Annotated in this window: 12 protein-coding genes; 10 read left to right on the top strand and 2 right to left on the bottom strand. The window is 61.7% G+C overall.

The annotated features are described in order from the left end of the window. The first annotated feature begins 18 nt into the window (after positions 1–18). Complete coding sequence (locus KQ661_RS02180) at positions 19–1,842, top strand: VanZ family protein (RefSeq protein WP_216685541.1); 1,824 nt, start codon at positions 19–21, stop codon at positions 1,840–1,842. Positions 1,843–1,896: 54 nt separating this feature from the next. On the opposite strand, the gene KQ661_RS02175 is transcribed toward KQ661_RS02180, so the two are convergent. Then, positions 1,897–2,433, bottom strand: coding sequence for a hypothetical protein (locus KQ661_RS02175; protein ID WP_216679139.1), 537 nt, complete (start codon positions 2,431–2,433; stop codon positions 1,897–1,899). A 354-nt stretch (positions 2,434–2,787) separates the two neighbouring features. After that, positions 2,788–3,687, bottom strand: a complete 900-nt coding sequence (locus KQ661_RS02170; protein WP_216679138.1) for a YicC/YloC family endoribonuclease — start codon at positions 3,685–3,687, stop codon at positions 2,788–2,790. A gap of 295 nt (positions 3,688–3,982) precedes the next feature. Between KQ661_RS02170 and KQ661_RS02165 the strand changes: the two genes are divergently transcribed. From KQ661_RS02165 to KQ661_RS02130, 9 genes are all read left to right on the top strand, one after another. Next, positions 3,983–5,974, top strand: a complete 1,992-nt coding sequence (locus KQ661_RS02165) for a TonB-dependent receptor (RefSeq protein WP_216685540.1) — start codon at positions 3,983–3,985, stop codon at positions 5,972–5,974. Continuing rightward, positions 5,889–6,776, top strand: a complete 888-nt coding sequence (locus KQ661_RS02160) for a TonB-dependent receptor domain-containing protein (protein ID WP_216727922.1) — start codon at positions 5,889–5,891, stop codon at positions 6,774–6,776. The genes KQ661_RS02165 and KQ661_RS02160 overlap by 86 nt, the downstream gene beginning before the upstream one ends. 323 nt (positions 6,777–7,099) lie before the next feature. After that, positions 7,100–7,285: a hypothetical protein gene (locus KQ661_RS02155; protein WP_216685539.1), complete on the top strand. Its 186-nt coding sequence runs from the start codon at positions 7,100–7,102 to the stop codon at positions 7,283–7,285. A 30-nt stretch (positions 7,286–7,315) separates the two neighbouring features. Continuing rightward, positions 7,316–8,431, top strand: coding sequence for an IS4 family transposase (locus tag KQ661_RS02150; RefSeq protein WP_216685403.1), 1,116 nt, complete (start codon positions 7,316–7,318; stop codon positions 8,429–8,431). Between the two features lie 58 nt (positions 8,432–8,489). Further along, positions 8,490–9,362 carry a hypothetical protein gene (locus tag KQ661_RS21865; protein WP_235726909.1) on the top strand — a complete coding sequence of 291 codons (873 nt, stop codon included), beginning with the start codon at positions 8,490–8,492 and terminating at the stop codon, positions 9,360–9,362. Further along, positions 9,362–10,006: a T9SS type A sorting domain-containing protein gene (locus KQ661_RS22465; protein ID WP_317196058.1), complete on the top strand. Its 645-nt coding sequence runs from the start codon at positions 9,362–9,364 to the stop codon at positions 10,004–10,006. Before KQ661_RS21865 ends, KQ661_RS22465 begins: the two co-directional genes overlap by 1 nt. 275 nt (positions 10,007–10,281) lie before the next feature. Next, positions 10,282–13,671, top strand: a complete 3,390-nt coding sequence (locus KQ661_RS02140) for a TonB-dependent receptor (protein WP_226915688.1) — start codon at positions 10,282–10,284, stop codon at positions 13,669–13,671. A gap of 143 nt (positions 13,672–13,814) precedes the next feature. Beyond that, positions 13,815–15,011, top strand: coding sequence for a glycosyltransferase (locus KQ661_RS02135; protein WP_216685538.1), 1,197 nt, complete (start codon positions 13,815–13,817; stop codon positions 15,009–15,011). An 87-nt stretch (positions 15,012–15,098) separates the two neighbouring features. Continuing rightward, entirely contained in the window at positions 15,099–16,364 is a 1,266-nt protein-coding gene (locus KQ661_RS02130) for a lipopolysaccharide biosynthesis protein (RefSeq protein ID WP_216685537.1), read from the top strand. Positions 16,365–16,427: the final 63 nt, after the last annotated feature.

Below are 16,427 nucleotides of genomic sequence, written 5' to 3'. Positions count from 1 at the left end.
TTTGGCTTGTGCGTTGTGATGTCTGATTTCGACCAACCCAAGCTAACCTCCCCGCTACCCCGTTCCCGCCGCCCCTACGCTGCCTTGCCGTTGGCATGGGCCACTGTGGTGCTGGTACTTACGCTTACCCCTTCTGCTGAAATGCCGCGCACGCCCGTGTGGGAGCTGCTGTCGTTCGACACAGCCGCCCATGCGGGCGTGTTCGCCGTTTTGGCAGGTCTGAGCTGGTTTTCGCTGCACCGGCAGCGCCGCTGGCCCCGGCTGGCCCGCCACGCCGGCGGGGTAGTGCTGGTCGGCAGCATCCTGTTCGGAGCCCTCATCGAAGTGCTGCAAATGACCATGCGCCTGGGCCGCCACGGCGAATGGTCGGACCTACTGAGCGACGGTATTGGCGCGGCCCTGGCCGTGGGCATGGCCGCCGTCTGGTCGGCCCGGCAGGATGGCGGCCGCGCCCGGCCCCTGGCCAGCGGGCTGTGGCTGGTGCTGGCCGCCGCTGCCACGCTTAGCGCCGTGCCAATGCCAGCGCGGGCGCAGAATGCCTACCTGCTGCGCGCCCGGGCCCGCCGCACCATCAAGGCGCTGGCCGCGCCTAACCTTTACGGCCGGGGCTATGTGAAGCAGGGCGAGCATCTGGCCGCCGCCTACCTGCGCGGGCAGCTGGCTCAGTTGAAGTTAACGCCGTTGGCCCCCAACTACACGCAGCCTTTTATCCTGGACGTAAACACGTTTCCCGGCGTAGTCAGCGCTTCCATCAAAGCCGATGGCCCCACCGGCAAGCTGACGAATTGGCAAGCTGGCACGGCCTGCATTGCCGCGCCCAATTCGGGCACCGGCACCGCCAAGGGCCGCCTCGTGCTTCTCGATACCCTCGTCTTCACCAGGCCCACGGTGCAGGCCCGCTACCTGCGCACGGAGTGGCGCAGCCGCATCCTGCTGATGCGCGCCGCCGATGCCAGCCAGTTGGCCACGCTGCCCGCTGCGCTGCGCCAGCGCCTGAACGCCGCCGCCGCCTGGATTACGGTGGTGCCCAAGCTCACCGCCTCGCTGGCCGCTGAGCAAGCTGCCCAGCCCCGGGTAGAAGTGCTGGCCGAAAAGATGCCGCTGTGGCTCGATAAGGCTATTTTTGGCGATACTGCCACCGGCGCGCCCCAGGGCCGTACCGTGTGGAGTACCGTGCGCGTCGACGCCCAGCTCCAGCGCAATTACCAGACCCAGAACCTGGCCGCCGTGGTGCGCGGCTCCATTCGGCCCGATTCCTTCCTCGTCGTTTCGGCCCACTACGACCACCTCGGCATGATGGGCAAGGACGTGTACTTCCCGGGGGCCAACGATAACGCCAGCGGCGTGGCCCTGCTCCTGGAGCTGGCCGCCCACTACGCCCGCCCCGAAAACCGCCCGGCTTATTCCGTCGTGTTCCTGCTGTTTGGGGGCGAGGAAGCCGGGCTGGTGGGCTCCAGCTACTTCGTGACGCACCCGCTGGTGCCGCTCAAAAGCATCAAGTTTCTGTTCAACCTCGACCTGCTGGGCACCGGCGAGCAGGGCGCTACCGTCGTGAATGGGAAACTGTTTGAGGCCCCATACCACCGCCTTCTGGCCCTTAATAATGCCCATCACTACCTGCCCGCCCTGGGGGCCCGCGGCCGCGCCGCCAACTCCGACCACTTCCCGTTTTCCGAAGCCGGCGTGCCAGCCTTTTTCATGTACACGCGCGGCGGCAGCGCCGCCTACCACGACGTAAATGACCGGCCCGAAGCCCTGTCGCTGGCCGGATTTGCCGGGGCCTTCGGGCTGGTGCGCGACTTTTTGAACGAAGCAGGCGCGGCCCCAGCGGCAAAAAAATAGTCGGTGGCCGAACTTGCGTTCAACCACCGACCACGATACTGATTTGCGGGGATATTAACCTTTGGCTTTCAGCGAGAGCATGATTTGCTTGGCAATGGGCTCCCACTCGGGCTTCTGACGGTCGGCACAGTTGAAGGTGCAAATCATCAGCTTGCCCTCCACGTCGGTGAAGAAAACCAGCGTGTAGACTTCGTGACCCATCTCGGGCTTCATGAATTCGAGGTAGCCCACCTTGCGGTTGTTGATGTTCTTCACACCGTCGCCAAACCAGGTGGCGTCCTTGTACTGCTTATGGTAAGTCTTGCCGAACGAAGCGGAGTAGATGTCCACCATGTCCTGGTCGGCATCGTTGTCGCTGTAGTTGAAGGCGAGGCTGATGAGGTTGTTGTTGGTGAAGATAACGCTCGGGCGACTCTGGGCTTTGGCATAGGCAAAGTCCATCTGCTGCTCGGTCATTACCTCGAAGCCCTTGGGAATGAGGATTTCAACCCGCTCGCTGAGCACCCGCTTCTTAACGAGCTCAATCTCGGATGCGGGGCGCGCAGCTGTTAAGAAAAGCCCCAGAATACAGAGTAAAAATGTAGATTTCATACTAATGGGGGATAAGGGGTTGGTAACTAACGGCCTATTTGTAACCCAAGCTAGATACAATAATCAGATATCCAACTTTGAAGGCACAAATATTGCGATTTTTTTTTCAAATGCGGACTGGGCCAGGTTTGAAATCACTAATAAATGCCTATTAATCGCGCCGTTGAAGGCATGATGGCCCAGATGCAAGTACTGCATAATTTTCTGGCCATATAGTAAAAGGGCCATTGTCAGATTTTGAAATTAGTTGGTAAAATCTAATTTGCCTTATCGATTTTCGTTCAACTGAGCCTTTTGCTGGGCGAACGGAAGAGCCATAGAGGCCAATGTGACCGGTTAAAAAAAGGGGACTGGCTAGAGAATATTATTCAGCTGCTCTTTGATTTTTTCCAGCTCCTCCTTCATGCCCACCACCAGGTGCTGCACGGTGGCATCGTTGGCCTTGGAGCCGATGGTATTGATTTCGCGGCCAATCTCCTGGGCCAGGAAACCGAGCTTTTTGCCCACGGCCTCGTCGGGCTGCAGCACGGCCTGCTCGAAGTAGGCGAGGTGGGCGGCGAGGCGCACTTTCTCTTCGGCAATGTCCAGCTTCTCAATGTAGTACAGCACCTCCTGCTCGAAGCGGGTGGCGTTGAACTGCTCGTGGCTGGTGAGTTCGGCGAGGTGGCCGGCCAGGCGTTGGCGCACATGCTCGATGCGGGCGGGGTCGTGCTGCTCCACGGCGGCCAGCTGCTGCCGGATGGTGGCAATGTAGCCCATTATCTCGGTGGTGAGGGTGTGGCCCTCGTCCTGCCGGAACTGCTGCATGGCGGCCAGCGCCTGCATGAGCAGCGGCTGGAGCTCGGCCCAGGTCACGTCTTCGGCGGCTGGCTCGGCATCGCGCGCCTCGTTGGCGGTGGGGATGACGCCCGGCAGGCGCAGGGCGGCCAGCAGGGTGGCTTCGCCGGTGGGCAGGCCCAGGCTTTGGGCTACGGCCTGCAGCTCGTGGTAGGCGGCGAGCAGGGCTTCGCGGTTGAGGGTGGCGGCGGCGCGGGTGGCGGCGGGCCGCACAAAATCGAGGGTGAGGTTGACTTTGCCGCGTAGTACCGCTTTGGCCACGGTGTTGCGGATTTCGAGCTCGTGCGGGAGCAGGAAGCGGGGTAGGCGTAGGGTCAGGTCGAGGGTTTTGGAGTTGAGCGACTTGACTTCGAGGGTGGCGGTGTAGGCGTCGGTTTCGTGGTGGGCCTGGCCGTAGCCGGTCATGGAGAGGAGCATCCGAAAGAGAATAGCGGTGAGCAGGAAGCAGGACTACCGGCCGGGGCCGGTGGTTGAGACTGCAAAGGAACGGCATTCGCGGCGGGCGGCTGGCCGCGTGCCCCGGCGGGCTGCCAAAAGGCGAAAAAGACCGCAAAAGTAGTAGCCCCCGGCGGCCCGTGCAGCCCTGAAATCAGCGCATAACAATAGGGTAATGTGTGGGCTACTATGCCGTAATAAGGCCCCGGTAATTTTACTTCATCAAACCAGCATGAAGTGTATGCGGTATTATCTACTTTGATTTTTGTGGTTGTTTGTGAGTGGCTTAGCTCTGGCCCAGCCGGGTACACTGGCGGGTAAAGTGACCGATAAGAAGACCAGTGAGGGTGTAATCGGGGCCACGGTGCTGGTGACGGGCACCACGCTGGCCGCCCCCGTGAACGTGGACGGCACCTACACGCTGCCCCTCGACGCGGGCACCTATAACATTACGATGACTTACGTGGGCTACAAGCCGCTCACCTTTCCGGGCATCGTCATCAAAAGCGGCCAAACCACTGCCTTGAACGGCCTGATGGAGGAAAGTGCCACCAGCCTGACTGAGGTGACCGTGACCGGTGTGAAGCAGACCGGCACCGAAGTGGCCCTGATTCAGGACCTGAAAAAAAGCGAGGTGGTGGTGAGCGGCATGAGCAACGACCAGATTGTGAAGACCCTGGACCGCGACGCGGCCGAAGTGGTGAAGCGCATTCCGGGGGTGACCATTCAGAACAACAACTTCATCGTGATTCGCGGCCTGGCCGAGCGGTACAACACGGTGCTGCTAAACGATGCCCTCACGCCGAGTGCCGAGGTGGATACCCGCTCGTTCTCGTTCGATATCCTGCCCTCGTCAGTAATTGACCGGATTCTGATTTTCAAATCGGGCGCGTCGGAGCTGCCGGGCGAGTTTGGCGGCGGCGTGGTGAAGGTGTACACCAAAAACTCGGTGCTGGAGAACACGACCAACTTCAGCATTTCGGGCTGGGGCCGCTCGGGTACCACTTTCGGCAGCGGCTACCAGCAGAGCTCGCGCAGCAGCACCGACTGGCTGGGCTTCGATAACGGCCTGCGCAAGGTGCCAGCCGCCATTGGCGACCAGCCCTACAATAGCAAGGCCGAGCTGAGCCGCGACCAGCTGCAGCAGGCCATTGGCGACCTGCACAATGAGTGGAAACCCGCGCTAAGCACGGCTCTGCCCGATTTGCGCGCCTCATTGGGTCTCACGCGCAAGTTTGAAATCGGGAAGGTGTACCTGAGCAACGTGACTTCGGCATCTTATTCGAATACGCACGAGCAGTACGACGTGCTGCGCCAGCGGCTGGAAACCGGCAGCGGCTCCTACAGCTACAATTACAACGACTTGCGCTCCCTGACGGCCAGCCGCCTGGGCGTGATTCACAACTGGCAGGCCCGCCTGAACGACCATAGCCGCATCGACTTCCGCAACTTCCTGAACCAGTACGGCACCGACGAAGTGGTGCGCCGCACGGGCCTCGACTACGTGCAGAGCGGTAACGGCCGCGAGCGCGACAACTATGCCCTACACTACCAGAGCCGCACCATTTACTCGGGGCAGCTGGGCGGCACCCACGATGTGGGCGCCGCCCGCAACTCGACCGTAACCTGGGCCACGGGCTACAACTATGTGTTTCGCGATGAGCCCGACTACCGCCGCTTCCGCACCGGCCGCGATGTGCCGAATCCCGGCGAGCCTCAGATGCCGTTTCGGGTGGAAATCAGCCAGGTGGGCTCGCAGCAGGACAACTCCACGTACTTTTCCAAGCTGAAGGAGAACACCTACATGGCCAGCGGGCAGTGGGAGCAGCGCCTCACGGGCCGCGACTCGACCCGCGCTAACCAGTACAAGCTGCGGGCCGGCTTCTACACCGAATACAAGGAGCGCAACTACGCCAGCCGCTTCTTCTCCTACGTTCCCGGCAACGAGGAATTCCACAACTACGACCTGGATACGCTGTCCATTGACAAGATTTTCGCGCCCCGGAACCTCGACCCCAAAACCGGCTTCGTGCTGAAGGAAGGCACCACCAACTTCGACAGCTATCGCACCGATAACACACTGGTGGCCGGCTACCTGAGCGCCGTGGCTCCAATTTCGGACCGGTTCAGCATTTCGGGCGGCGTGCGGCTGGAGTACAACCGTAAGTTTCTGCGCACGGGCGATTCCGCCACGCCGGCTTACGAGGAGAAGCGCTACTTCTTCCTTCCTTCCTTCGCTGAACGCCACCTACAACTTCAACGACCGTAGTCTGCTACGCCTGGCTGCCAGCCAAACGGTGAACCGCCCGGAGTTCCGCGAAATCGCCAACTACTCGTACTACGATTTTACCAACAACGCGAATATCAAGGGTAACAACAAGCTGCGCACGGCCAAAATCTACAACGCCGACCTGCGCTATGAGTTTTACCCGTCGAAGTCGGAGCTGCTGTCGGTGGGCGTGTTCTACAAGCATTTCACCGGTGCCATCGAGCAGGTAACCAATAGCACCAACGGCTCGACCCTGGACCTGGGCTTCCTTAATGCCGCTAGCGCCTATGATGTAGGCGTGGAAGTAGAGGCCCGCAAAGGCCTGGTTGAGCTGACCGAAAACCCCTTTCTACAGCACATTTCCTTTGTGCTGAATGCCTCCTTCATCAAGAGCCGCGTGTCGCTGGCCAGCGGCGACGACACCTCCGTGGACAACAACCGCCCGCTGCAGGGCCAGTCGCCCTACGTGGTGAACACCGGCATTTTCTATCAGGATGATGACCGGCGCTGGCAGGTGTCGGCGCAGTACAACGTGATTGGGCCGCGCATCCTGTTTGCCAGCAGCAACAAGCAGAACTTTTCGCTTTTCGAGCTGCCGCGCCACGTCATCGACCTGGCCGTGACCAAGGGCTTCGGCCCCCACCTCGACGTGCGCGTGGGCATCCAGGATTTGCTCAACCAGTACACCCGCCAGTACTACGACTCGGACCGCAGCGGTGGCATTAGCAGTGCCGACCGGGGCGCGTTTGGGCGCTTCCGTCGGGGGCAGTATTCCACGGCCGGCCTCACGTATAAGTTTTAAGCCAGAGGAATTTCGGCGTAGGGGCGGGGCTTGCCCCCGCCCGTCGGTGAACGGAATCGTAATGGCGGTGCCAGCGTCCGGGCGGGGGCAAGCCCCGCCCCTACAGCGTTCAGCTGAGCCCCGATGTTACCGCAAAAAAGCCCGCCGTGCGTCCTGTGCGGCGGGCTTTTTTTGCGGGCTGGTCGGGCCGGGGCAACACGATAAGATAATACCCCTCTAACCCAATGGTAACCCCGGGCTGAGCTGTCTGATGGGCTGCTGAACAGACCTTTTTACCGGTAATCATCATTCCTTCATCCATCGCCATTTCACCCCGATACCCTATGAAAAAGCTTGTACTCTCGGCCCTCGTGGCCCTTGCCGCGATAGCCGCCGCCACCCCGCAGGCCCAGGCCCAAACCACCTGCCCCGTCGCTCCTACGCCCATCGTGGTATCGGGCAGCATCACGGCCTACTCTACCCTACTAAAAGTCAGGCAAGGCAAAAAAACGGGGCGGCCCGACCTTTGAGGTTCCTACACGCTCAACTCGTTCCGCCCCATGAAGCAACGCCTCATCGCCAAAATTACGACCGTTTTACAACACCTGCCGGTGGTGCGCAACCTGGCTCGCCAAAAGTTTGTGAGCCAGTTCATTATCGCGCTGATAAAAAGCCGCAACGTCCAATTCTGCGAGGTGGCCCAGCACTTGAACGATGCCGTCAAGTTGGCCTCGAACGAAACCCGGATTCAGGATTTTTTCCGCGAAACGGACCTGAACTATCTGGTGCTGGCGCAGTTAGTGCTGGGCCTGCTGCCGGCCCAGGGCAAGCTGCGCCTGTGCCTGGACCGCACGGAGTGGGATTTCGGCCAGTGCCAGGTCAATATCCTGCTCGTGACCGTGGGTCAGGGCGCGTTTCACGTGCCCCTCTACTGGGAACTGCTCGACAACCGCAGCGGCAATTCCAACGCGGCTGACCGCATCGCCCTGCTCCGGGTCTGCGTCCAGGTGCTGGGCAAAGACCGGATTGGCCTGGTGCTGGGCGACCGCGAATTCGTGGGCCATGCCTGGTTCAAATGGCTCAAGGACAACGGACTGCCTTTTGTTATGCGTCTACCCCGGCACCACCTGCTCACTCACCCGAGTGGCCGCCGGCAAGCCATTACGGACCTGGGCCTGGCCGTCGGACAGACCCGGCGCTTCGCCCAGTGCCAGGTCGACGGGGTCTGGGGACAGGTCTGGGTCAAGGCCTTGACGGACGGGGATTTCCTCTTTCTTTTTGGCAACGTGGGCCTGCCGTACATGGGGCAGCTCTACGCCAAGCGCTGGACCATCGAGCAGTGCTTTCAGAACCTCAAAGGTCGGGGCTTCAACCTGGAGGCCAGTCACTTGCGCTGCCACCTGAAGTTGCGCAAGCTCGTGGCCCTGGTCAGTCTGGCGTACGCCTTTTGCCTGGGCGTGGGCACGGTAGCCGACCGGAAAAGCCAGCCCATCGGCCGCAAAAACCACGGCTACCGAGCCATGAGCCTTAGCCGACACGGCTTAAATATCCTGCGCCAGCTCAGCCGCCCCGGTACCGGGGCGGCTGAGAAGCTCGCCCGAATGGTGGAAACAGTATTGCGCTGGTTTTGCTGGCAAATTACTCGATATCAATTCACTAGAAAAATAGTAGGGTAGAGTAATCACGGCCAACACCACCTGGACCAACAACAATATTTACCTGCTGCAAGGCTTTGTGTTTGTGGAAAGCGGCGCTACGCTCACCATTCAGTCGGGCACCATCATCAAGGGCGACCAGGCTTCGAAGGGCACGCTCACCATCAAACAGGGCGCCCGCATTGATGCCCGGGGCACGGCCGCGCAGCCCATCGTGTTCACCTCGAACCAGCCGGCCGGCTCGCGGGCCCGGGGCGACTGGGGCGGACTGATTCTGCTGGGCCGCGCCACCCAGAACATTCCCGCCACGGCCGCCCAGCCGCTGTCCAAAATTGAGGGCGGCCTCACGCCCGATACCTTCTTCGGGGGCACCGACGACAACGACAACTCCGGCACGCTGCAGTACGTCCGCATCGAATTTCCCGGTGTGGCCTTCATCACCGATAACGAAATCAACGGCCTGACCCTGGGTGGGGTAGGGGCGGGCACCACCATCGACCACATCCAGGTTTCGTACTCCGGCGATGACTCTTTTGAGTGGTTTGGCGGCTCGGTGAATGCCAAGTACCTCATCGCCTTCCGGGGCATTGATGACGAGTGGGATACCGACAACGGCTTCCACGGCAAGGTGCAGTTTGGCGTAGCCCTGCGCGACCCCAACGTGGCCGATGCCTCCGGCTCGAACGGCTTCGAGAGCGACAACGACGCCCAGGGCTCGAACAACCTGCCCCAGACCTCGGCCATCTTCTCCAACATGAGCAACTTTATTGTGCCCACCAGCGGCACGCTCAATACCAACTACAAGCGCGGCATGCACCTGCGCCGCAACTCGGCCCTGAGCGTGTTCAACTCGGTGGTGGCCGGCTACCCCGTGGGCCTGCTGCTGGACGAGGGCACCGCGCCCTTCTCGGCTACCAACTTGGCGGTGAACGCCACCAACGGCACGCTCTAGTGCTGAAAAATAACGTGTTTGCCGGCTTTGCCCGGGGGGCGGTAGCCACCCGCGTAAACGGCAGCACCTACAACGTGAAGCAGTTTCTGGGCGCCACCAACGACACCACCTCCACGGTGGCTTCGCTGAACCTGAATGCCAGCAACTTCGCCCTCACGACTCCCGGCTTCGTGCCCCTGGCTACCACGCCCCTGGCCACCGGCGCTTCCTTCACCGATGCCAAGCTGGCGGGTAGCTTCTTCACGCCCGTGACCTACCGTGGGGCCTTGGCCCCGGCCGGCACCCCCAACGCCGACTGGACCGCCGGCTGGACCAACTTCAACCCCCAGATTACCTGCTACAACCTGGCCGGCCAGACCCTGGCCGCCAAAGCCGCCGCCGATAAGTCGCTGGAGCTGGGCGTGTACCCCAACCCCGTGGCCGGGGCCGCCAAGCTGTCCTTCACGGTAGCCACGGCCACCACCGCCACGGTGCGCGTGCTGGATGCCACCGGCCGCCTCGTGGCCACGGTAGCCACGGGCCGGAAGCTGGCCGTCGGCCCGCAAATCATCGCCCTGCCCGCCGGCCTGAAGCCCGGCCTGTACATGGCCACGGTAGCCACCGCCGAAACTACGCAGTCGGTCCGCTTCGTGGTATCGCAGTAAATATTTGATATAGAGTGTTTTGATTAATTATGGGTGACGTATTGTAGTCCGACTAGGAGCCTGCTCCATTCGTGGGGCAGGCTTTTTTATGGGTGGCTGGTTGGTGCCGACGCAAGAATGGTTGTTGCCTTATTGTTACCAACCATTCTGAGGCATAACAATTTCATGAATCAATCTTCATGTTAAGCCTTTGGATATCGCCGGAACTTTGTGGCTCAAACATTCCCCCCTTCATCATGAAGTATGTTATTGGACTGCGAGCCTCTCTTTTCAGCTTGCTTTTTCTGCTCATTCAACACTTGGCTTCGGCGCAGGTAACGACATCCGCACTGAGCGGAAAAGTGACTTCCGACAAAGGCGAAGACCTTATTGGGGTGACCGTGGTGGCCACTAACCTGCCCACTGGCACCAAGCGCGGCACCGGCACCGAGCCCGACGGCCGTTTCACGATTCCGAACCTGGCCCCCGGCGGGCCTTATGAAGTAACCGTAACCTACGTGGGTTACAAAGAGCAGAAGATTGACAACGTATTCCTGACCCTGGGTAATACCACCCGCCTCAACTTTGTGCTGGCCACCGAGAGCCAGGCCCTGAACGAAGTAGTGGTGGTGGGCAACACGCAGGCTACCAAAACCGGGGCCGGCACCACCGTGGGCCGCGAAGCGCTCCAGCAGCTGCCCACCATTTCGCGCAGCCTGTCGGACTTCACGCGCCTCGACCCGCGCAATGCCAACGGTTCGTTCGCGGGCAGCTCGTTCCGCTACAACAACGTGACCTTGGACGGGGCCGTGAATAACGACGCCATCGGCTTTTCGCCCTCGCTGGGCGGGCAGAGCGGCACCAGCGGCCTGCCCGGCGGCTCGGCCCGCGCCAACCCGATTTCGCTTGACGCCATTCAGGAAATTCAGGCCTCGGTGGCCCCTTATGATGTGAAGCTGGGCAACTTCACGGGCGGCTCAGTGAATGCCGTGACGCGCTCCGGTACCAACGAGGTTACGGGCTCGGTGTATGGCTACGGCCGCAACCAGAACGTGACCGGCCGTAGCATCGACGGCGAAAAGGCCCGCATCGGCTCGGATTACCACGACTACCAGACGGGTTTCCGCATCGGCGGCCCCATCATCAAGAACAAGCTGTTCTTCTTCACCAACGCCGAAATTGCCCGCCGCCAAGAGCCGCAGTTCTACGCCGCCGGCACGCCCGGCTCGCCGGTAACCACGGATTTGGCCCAGGCCATTACCAGTAAGCTGAATAACTACGCGGTACGCAACGCCGATGGCTCGTTGGGCACGGCCAGCTACAATGTGGGCGAGTACGGGGCCTACAACATCCACGCGAACAGCAACAAGATTTTCGGGCGTATTGACTTCAACCTGAACGATAAGACCAGCATTGCGCTGCGCCACAACTTCATCACCTCGGAAGCCACTAATCTGGAGCGGTCGGGCAGCCTGTTCAAGTTTGGCTCGCAGGACTTCACCCAGCACAACGTGCAAAACTCGACGGTGCTGGAGGTGAAGAGCAACTTCAGCAGCAAGTTTGCCAACAACCTGATTCTGGGCTACACCAATATCCACGACTACCGCGACCTGCTGGGCGGCCAGGCCAACCTGTTTCCGTCGGTGCAGATTAACAACGTGGGCACTACGCCGGGCACGCTCGGTACTTCAAGCTACTACTCGGGCTCGAACCAGATTCTGCTCGGCTCGGACCGCGAGGCCAGCATCTTCAACACCCGCCAGAAGACGTTTGAGCTCACCGACAACTTCACGTACTACGTGGGGGCGCACGCCCTCACGCTGGGCACGCACAACGAGTTCTACAACATCGACTACGGCTTCATCAACTCCTGGAACGGCCGCATCGAGTACAACAACGTGAACGACTTTCTGGCCGACAAGCCCAGCCGCATCCGCGGTACTTACAACAACGGCACGGTGGGCGACAACTCCTACCAGTACAACTACAACAACCCGTCGGCGGCCTTCAACATCAATTTTTACAGCGCCTACCTGCAGGACGAGTGGAACGTGACCGATAAGCTGAAAATTACGCCCGGTATTCGTTTCGATATTGCCTCGCTGCCCACCAAGCCGGCCCTGAATACGGCCCTGGTGAACAACCCGCAGAACGACGTGAATACGCTGAACCAGACGTACTCGCATACGCCCTGGACGCAGCTGAATAACAATTACCTGGGCCAGGTGCAGTTCTCGCCCCGCCTGGGCTTCAACTACGATGTGAAGGGCGACCAGTCGTTCGTGATTCGCGGCGGCTCGGGCATCTTCACCGGCCGCGTGCCGTTTGCCTGGTTTGGCTATGCCTACTATAACAACGGCGTGAATTTCAACTCGGTAGACTACAATAACATTCAGTCGGCCAGCAACACGGGTCCTAAAACCATTTACCTTAACACCAACCCGAACAACATTTACAGCCAGCTACCCACGGCCAACTATAACCCTAACAACCTGAAGGGCAGCCCTACCGAGGCAAACCTGGTGGACAACAACTTCAAGATGCCGCAGGTGTGGCGCTCGTCGCTGGCCTTCGATGTCAAGCTGAAAACCGGCACCCGCTTCTCGGTGGAAGGCCTCTATACCAAGACCTTGCAGGACGTGCAGTTTGAGAACATCAACCTGAACGACAAGGTGACCTACCTGGCCAACGGCCCCACCGAGAGCCCCGTGTACGCCAGCGGCAAGGTGAATTCGGGTTTCTCGAACGCCTTCTTTCTGACCAACACCCAGAAGGGCTACCGCTACCAGCTCACCGGCTCGGTGGGCCAGACCATTAACAATCTGGTGGATGCCTCGGTGGCCTACACCTACGGCCAGAGCCGGGACATCAGCAACGGCATCCGCAACTCGCCCCAGAGCAACTGGGAGCTGAACCCGGCCCTGAACGTGAACAATCCCGCCCTGGCCTACTCCAACTTCGACCTGCGCCACCGCGTGGTGGCTTCCATCAACCTGCACAAAACCTTCGCCCAGCGCTTCACCGGCTACTTCACCTCGGTGCTGACCTATGCCAGCGGCTCGCCCTACACTTGGGTGTACAACAACAACTTCTTCGGCAACGGCCAGCAGAACGTGCAGCTGGCTTACATCCCGACTTCGGGCTCCGACATCGTGTTTGTGAATAAAGGGGCCGGCCCCGTGGTGCCCACCACCAACCCCAACGGCTACGGTGTGGATGCCTCCGGTGCCCAAAGCGCCGCCTTCAACAGCTTCGTGGACAACGACAGCTACCTGAAAACCCGCCGGGGTCAGTACACCGAGCGCAACGCCGGCCGCACCCCCTGGAACAACCAGGCTGACATCCGCCTGATGATGGATGTGAAGCTCGGCAACCTGGAGGCCAACGCCGCCGGCATCACGCCCAAGGCCCACACCATCCAGGTGTCGCTGGACATCATCAACTTCGGCAACTTCCTGAACAGCAACTGGGGCCGTCAGTACTTCGTGCCCAACACCTTCAACTCGACGCTGGGCACCGGCCTCACGCAGGTGGGCTACGCCGATGGCGCCGGCGCCATCTCGACCAGCTACAACGCCAACTCGTTCAACCGCCCGGCCTTCACCTACGGCACGCCGGCCACCTACTCCATCGACCAGCTGGCCTCGCGCTGGCAGGGGCAGCTGGGCCTGCGCTACTCGTTCTAATTCGCAAGCCTGCCACTCTTCAAGCCGTCGCTTCCCTTGGGAGCGGCGGCTTTTTTATGCGTCGGCCCTTTGCCCAGGCCGTAACTTGCCGGCCCATCGGCCCATTCATTCTCCGCATTTCTCCCTTGAAATTGCCCCGTGTTTTGCATCTTCCCAAGTGGTACCCCAACCGCTACGACGACCAGGATGGCGACTTCGTGGCGCGGCACGTAGCAGCCATCGCGGCGCATGGCGGAGCAGACGTGGCGGTGCTGTTTGCGGCCGTGGCGCGGGGGCCACTGCCGGGCTTGATTGCGGCCGACGAGGATTTTAGCGGCCCGTGGCCCACGCTGCGCTACTACTACCGCGCCGCACCCACCGGCCTGGCTTTGGTTGATAAGCCGCTGAAGCTGCTGCTGTATTTCTGGTGCCTGGGGCGCGGCTACCGGCGGCTGCGGCGGCACTGGGCCGGGCAGGCGCCCGATTTGGTGCATGTGCACGTGCTGCTGCGCACGGGCCTTTTTGCGTGGGCGCTGCGGGCGGTGCGCGGCATCCCGTTCATCGTCACCGAGCACTGGACACTGTATTTGCCTGAGCGGGCAGGCGGCATATCATGGCTGCGGCGGGTGCTCACGCGGGCGGTGGTGCGGCGGGCGGCGGCCCTGCACACCGTATCGGATGGGCTGCGGCGGGCTATGGCCGCGCTGGGCTTTGTGAACCCGCGCGCTGTGGTCATTGCCAACGTGGTAGATACCGGGCTTTTCCATCCTAACTCACCAACCCGCCAACTCGCCAACCCGCCAACCCACCAACCCACGTTGCTGCACGTTTCGGCATTTCACGACCAGGTGAAGAACATCTCCGGCGTGCTGCGGGTGGTGGCGCGGCTGCGCACCGCTTCGCCCGGCCTGAAGCTGCGCATTGCCGGCTACGGTCCCGACGAGCAGGCGCTGCACGCCTACGCCACCGAGCTGGGCCTGCTGGCCGATGGCACCGTAACCTTCCTCGGCAAGCTGTCGCACGAGGCCGTAGCCGCTGAGATGGCCCGCGCCACCGCCCTCGTGTCTTTCAGCCGGGCCGAAACCTTCGGCTGCGTGCTGCTGGAGGCGCGGGCCAGCGGCTGCCCGGTAGTGGCTACCCGCACCGGCGGCGTGCCGGAGCTTTTTCAACCCGAAAATGCCTTTGGCCTGCTAGTGAATCCTGATGATGAAGCAGCTTTGGAAAATGCTATCAAACAGGTGGTTGACAAAAATATTCGCTTCGAGCCAATGCAGCTGCGGGCTGATGTTACGGCGCGGTGTGCACCGGCAGCGATAGGGCAGGCCTTTGGAGAATTGTATCAAAAAGTATTAAACGAGTAATAAAAGTACAGAACCGGTACAAAGGCCGGCGTTTTGGCTTCAGCAGGTGTCTGCCAGCCGGAAGCCGACGAATACCTGCCCTCCTCTATGATTAAGCGCATTCTTCAGCATTTTGCGGCGCGGGTACTCACGGCGGGGCTCAGCTTCGCGGTAGTGTGGCTCACGGCGCGGTGCCTGGGGGCGGCGGGGCGCGGGCAGGTCAGCCTGTTTGTGACCGATGTGTCGGGGCTGGCGCTGCTGGCCGGGCTGGTGGGCGGCTCATCCTTAATATATCTGGTGCCGCGCCGCAACGTGTGGCTGCTTTTGCTGCCAGCCTACGGCTGGGGCGCGCTCGTGAGTCTGGGCGGGGCGGCCCTGGTGGGCCTGCTGCGGCCGGTGAGCACGGCTTATGTGTTGCACCTCGGGGCGGTGGCGCTGGTGCAGGTTCTGCTGTCCATCAACGTGTTTCTGCTGCTGGGTCGGCAGCGGGAGCGGACCTACAACGTGCTCACTACCACGCAGGCCGGTTTGCTGGCCGTGGCGCTGGCCGTGGCGTTCGGGCCGTTGCGCTGGCTTTCCATCGATGCCTATTACTATGCCAACTACCTGGCCTACGGCCTGCCGTGGCTTATCAGCACGGCGCTGCTGCTGCGCCTGCCTGATGCCTGGGGCAGCCGGCGCATCCGTCGCCGGGCGGCGGCCCGCGAGCTGGCCCGCCACAGCCGGGGCGCGCACCTGTCGAACCTGCTGGCCTTCGCCAACTACCGTTTCAGCTACTACGCCGTGGTGTACCTGGCCGATACCCGGGCGCTGGGCATCCTCTCGGTGGGGGTGGCGCTGGCCGAGGCCATCTGGCTGATTCCGCGCAGCACAGCGCTCATTCAATACGTGGCCCTAGTGAACGCGCCCGACAAGCGCGAGCAAACCCACGCCGCCCTGCGCGGCAGCCGGCTCACGCTGCTGGCCACGGCAGCGGCGGTGCTGGTGCTGGCCACCGTGCCGGCCGGGTGGCTGGTCGCCATTTTCGGGCCGGAGTTCGGGGCGGCGCACGGCGTCATTATGGCGCTGGCACCGGGCATTCTCATCAATGGGGCCGGCATGCAGGCCAGTACCTACTTCGCCGGTACGGGCCAGTACGGCATCAACAACCGCGCTACGCTGCTGGGGCTGGCCGTGACGGTACCCGCGTGCCTGCTGCTGGTGCCGCCGCTGGGTATTGTGGGCGCGGCGCTGAGCATGTCGGCTTCCTACGCGGCGGGGGTGCTGTACCTGGTGGGGCGCTACCGCCGGGCTATCGAGGCGACGTGGGCGGATATTCTGCCCGGCTGGGCCGATGTGCGCTGGCTGTGGCAGCGCATGGTTTTTCGGGCGTAATGAGGCTTGTTAGCGGGTCATGCTTCGCTGCGCTCTGCATGACCCGCTAGGCTACTCCCTCGC

This window comes from Hymenobacter siberiensis, assembly GCF_018967845.1.
Taxonomy (GTDB): Bacteria; Bacteroidota; Bacteroidia; order Cytophagales; family Hymenobacteraceae; genus Hymenobacter; species Hymenobacter siberiensis.
The sequence above is the reverse complement of the archived record's forward strand: the minus strand, read 5'-3'. Positions and strand labels throughout refer to the sequence as shown.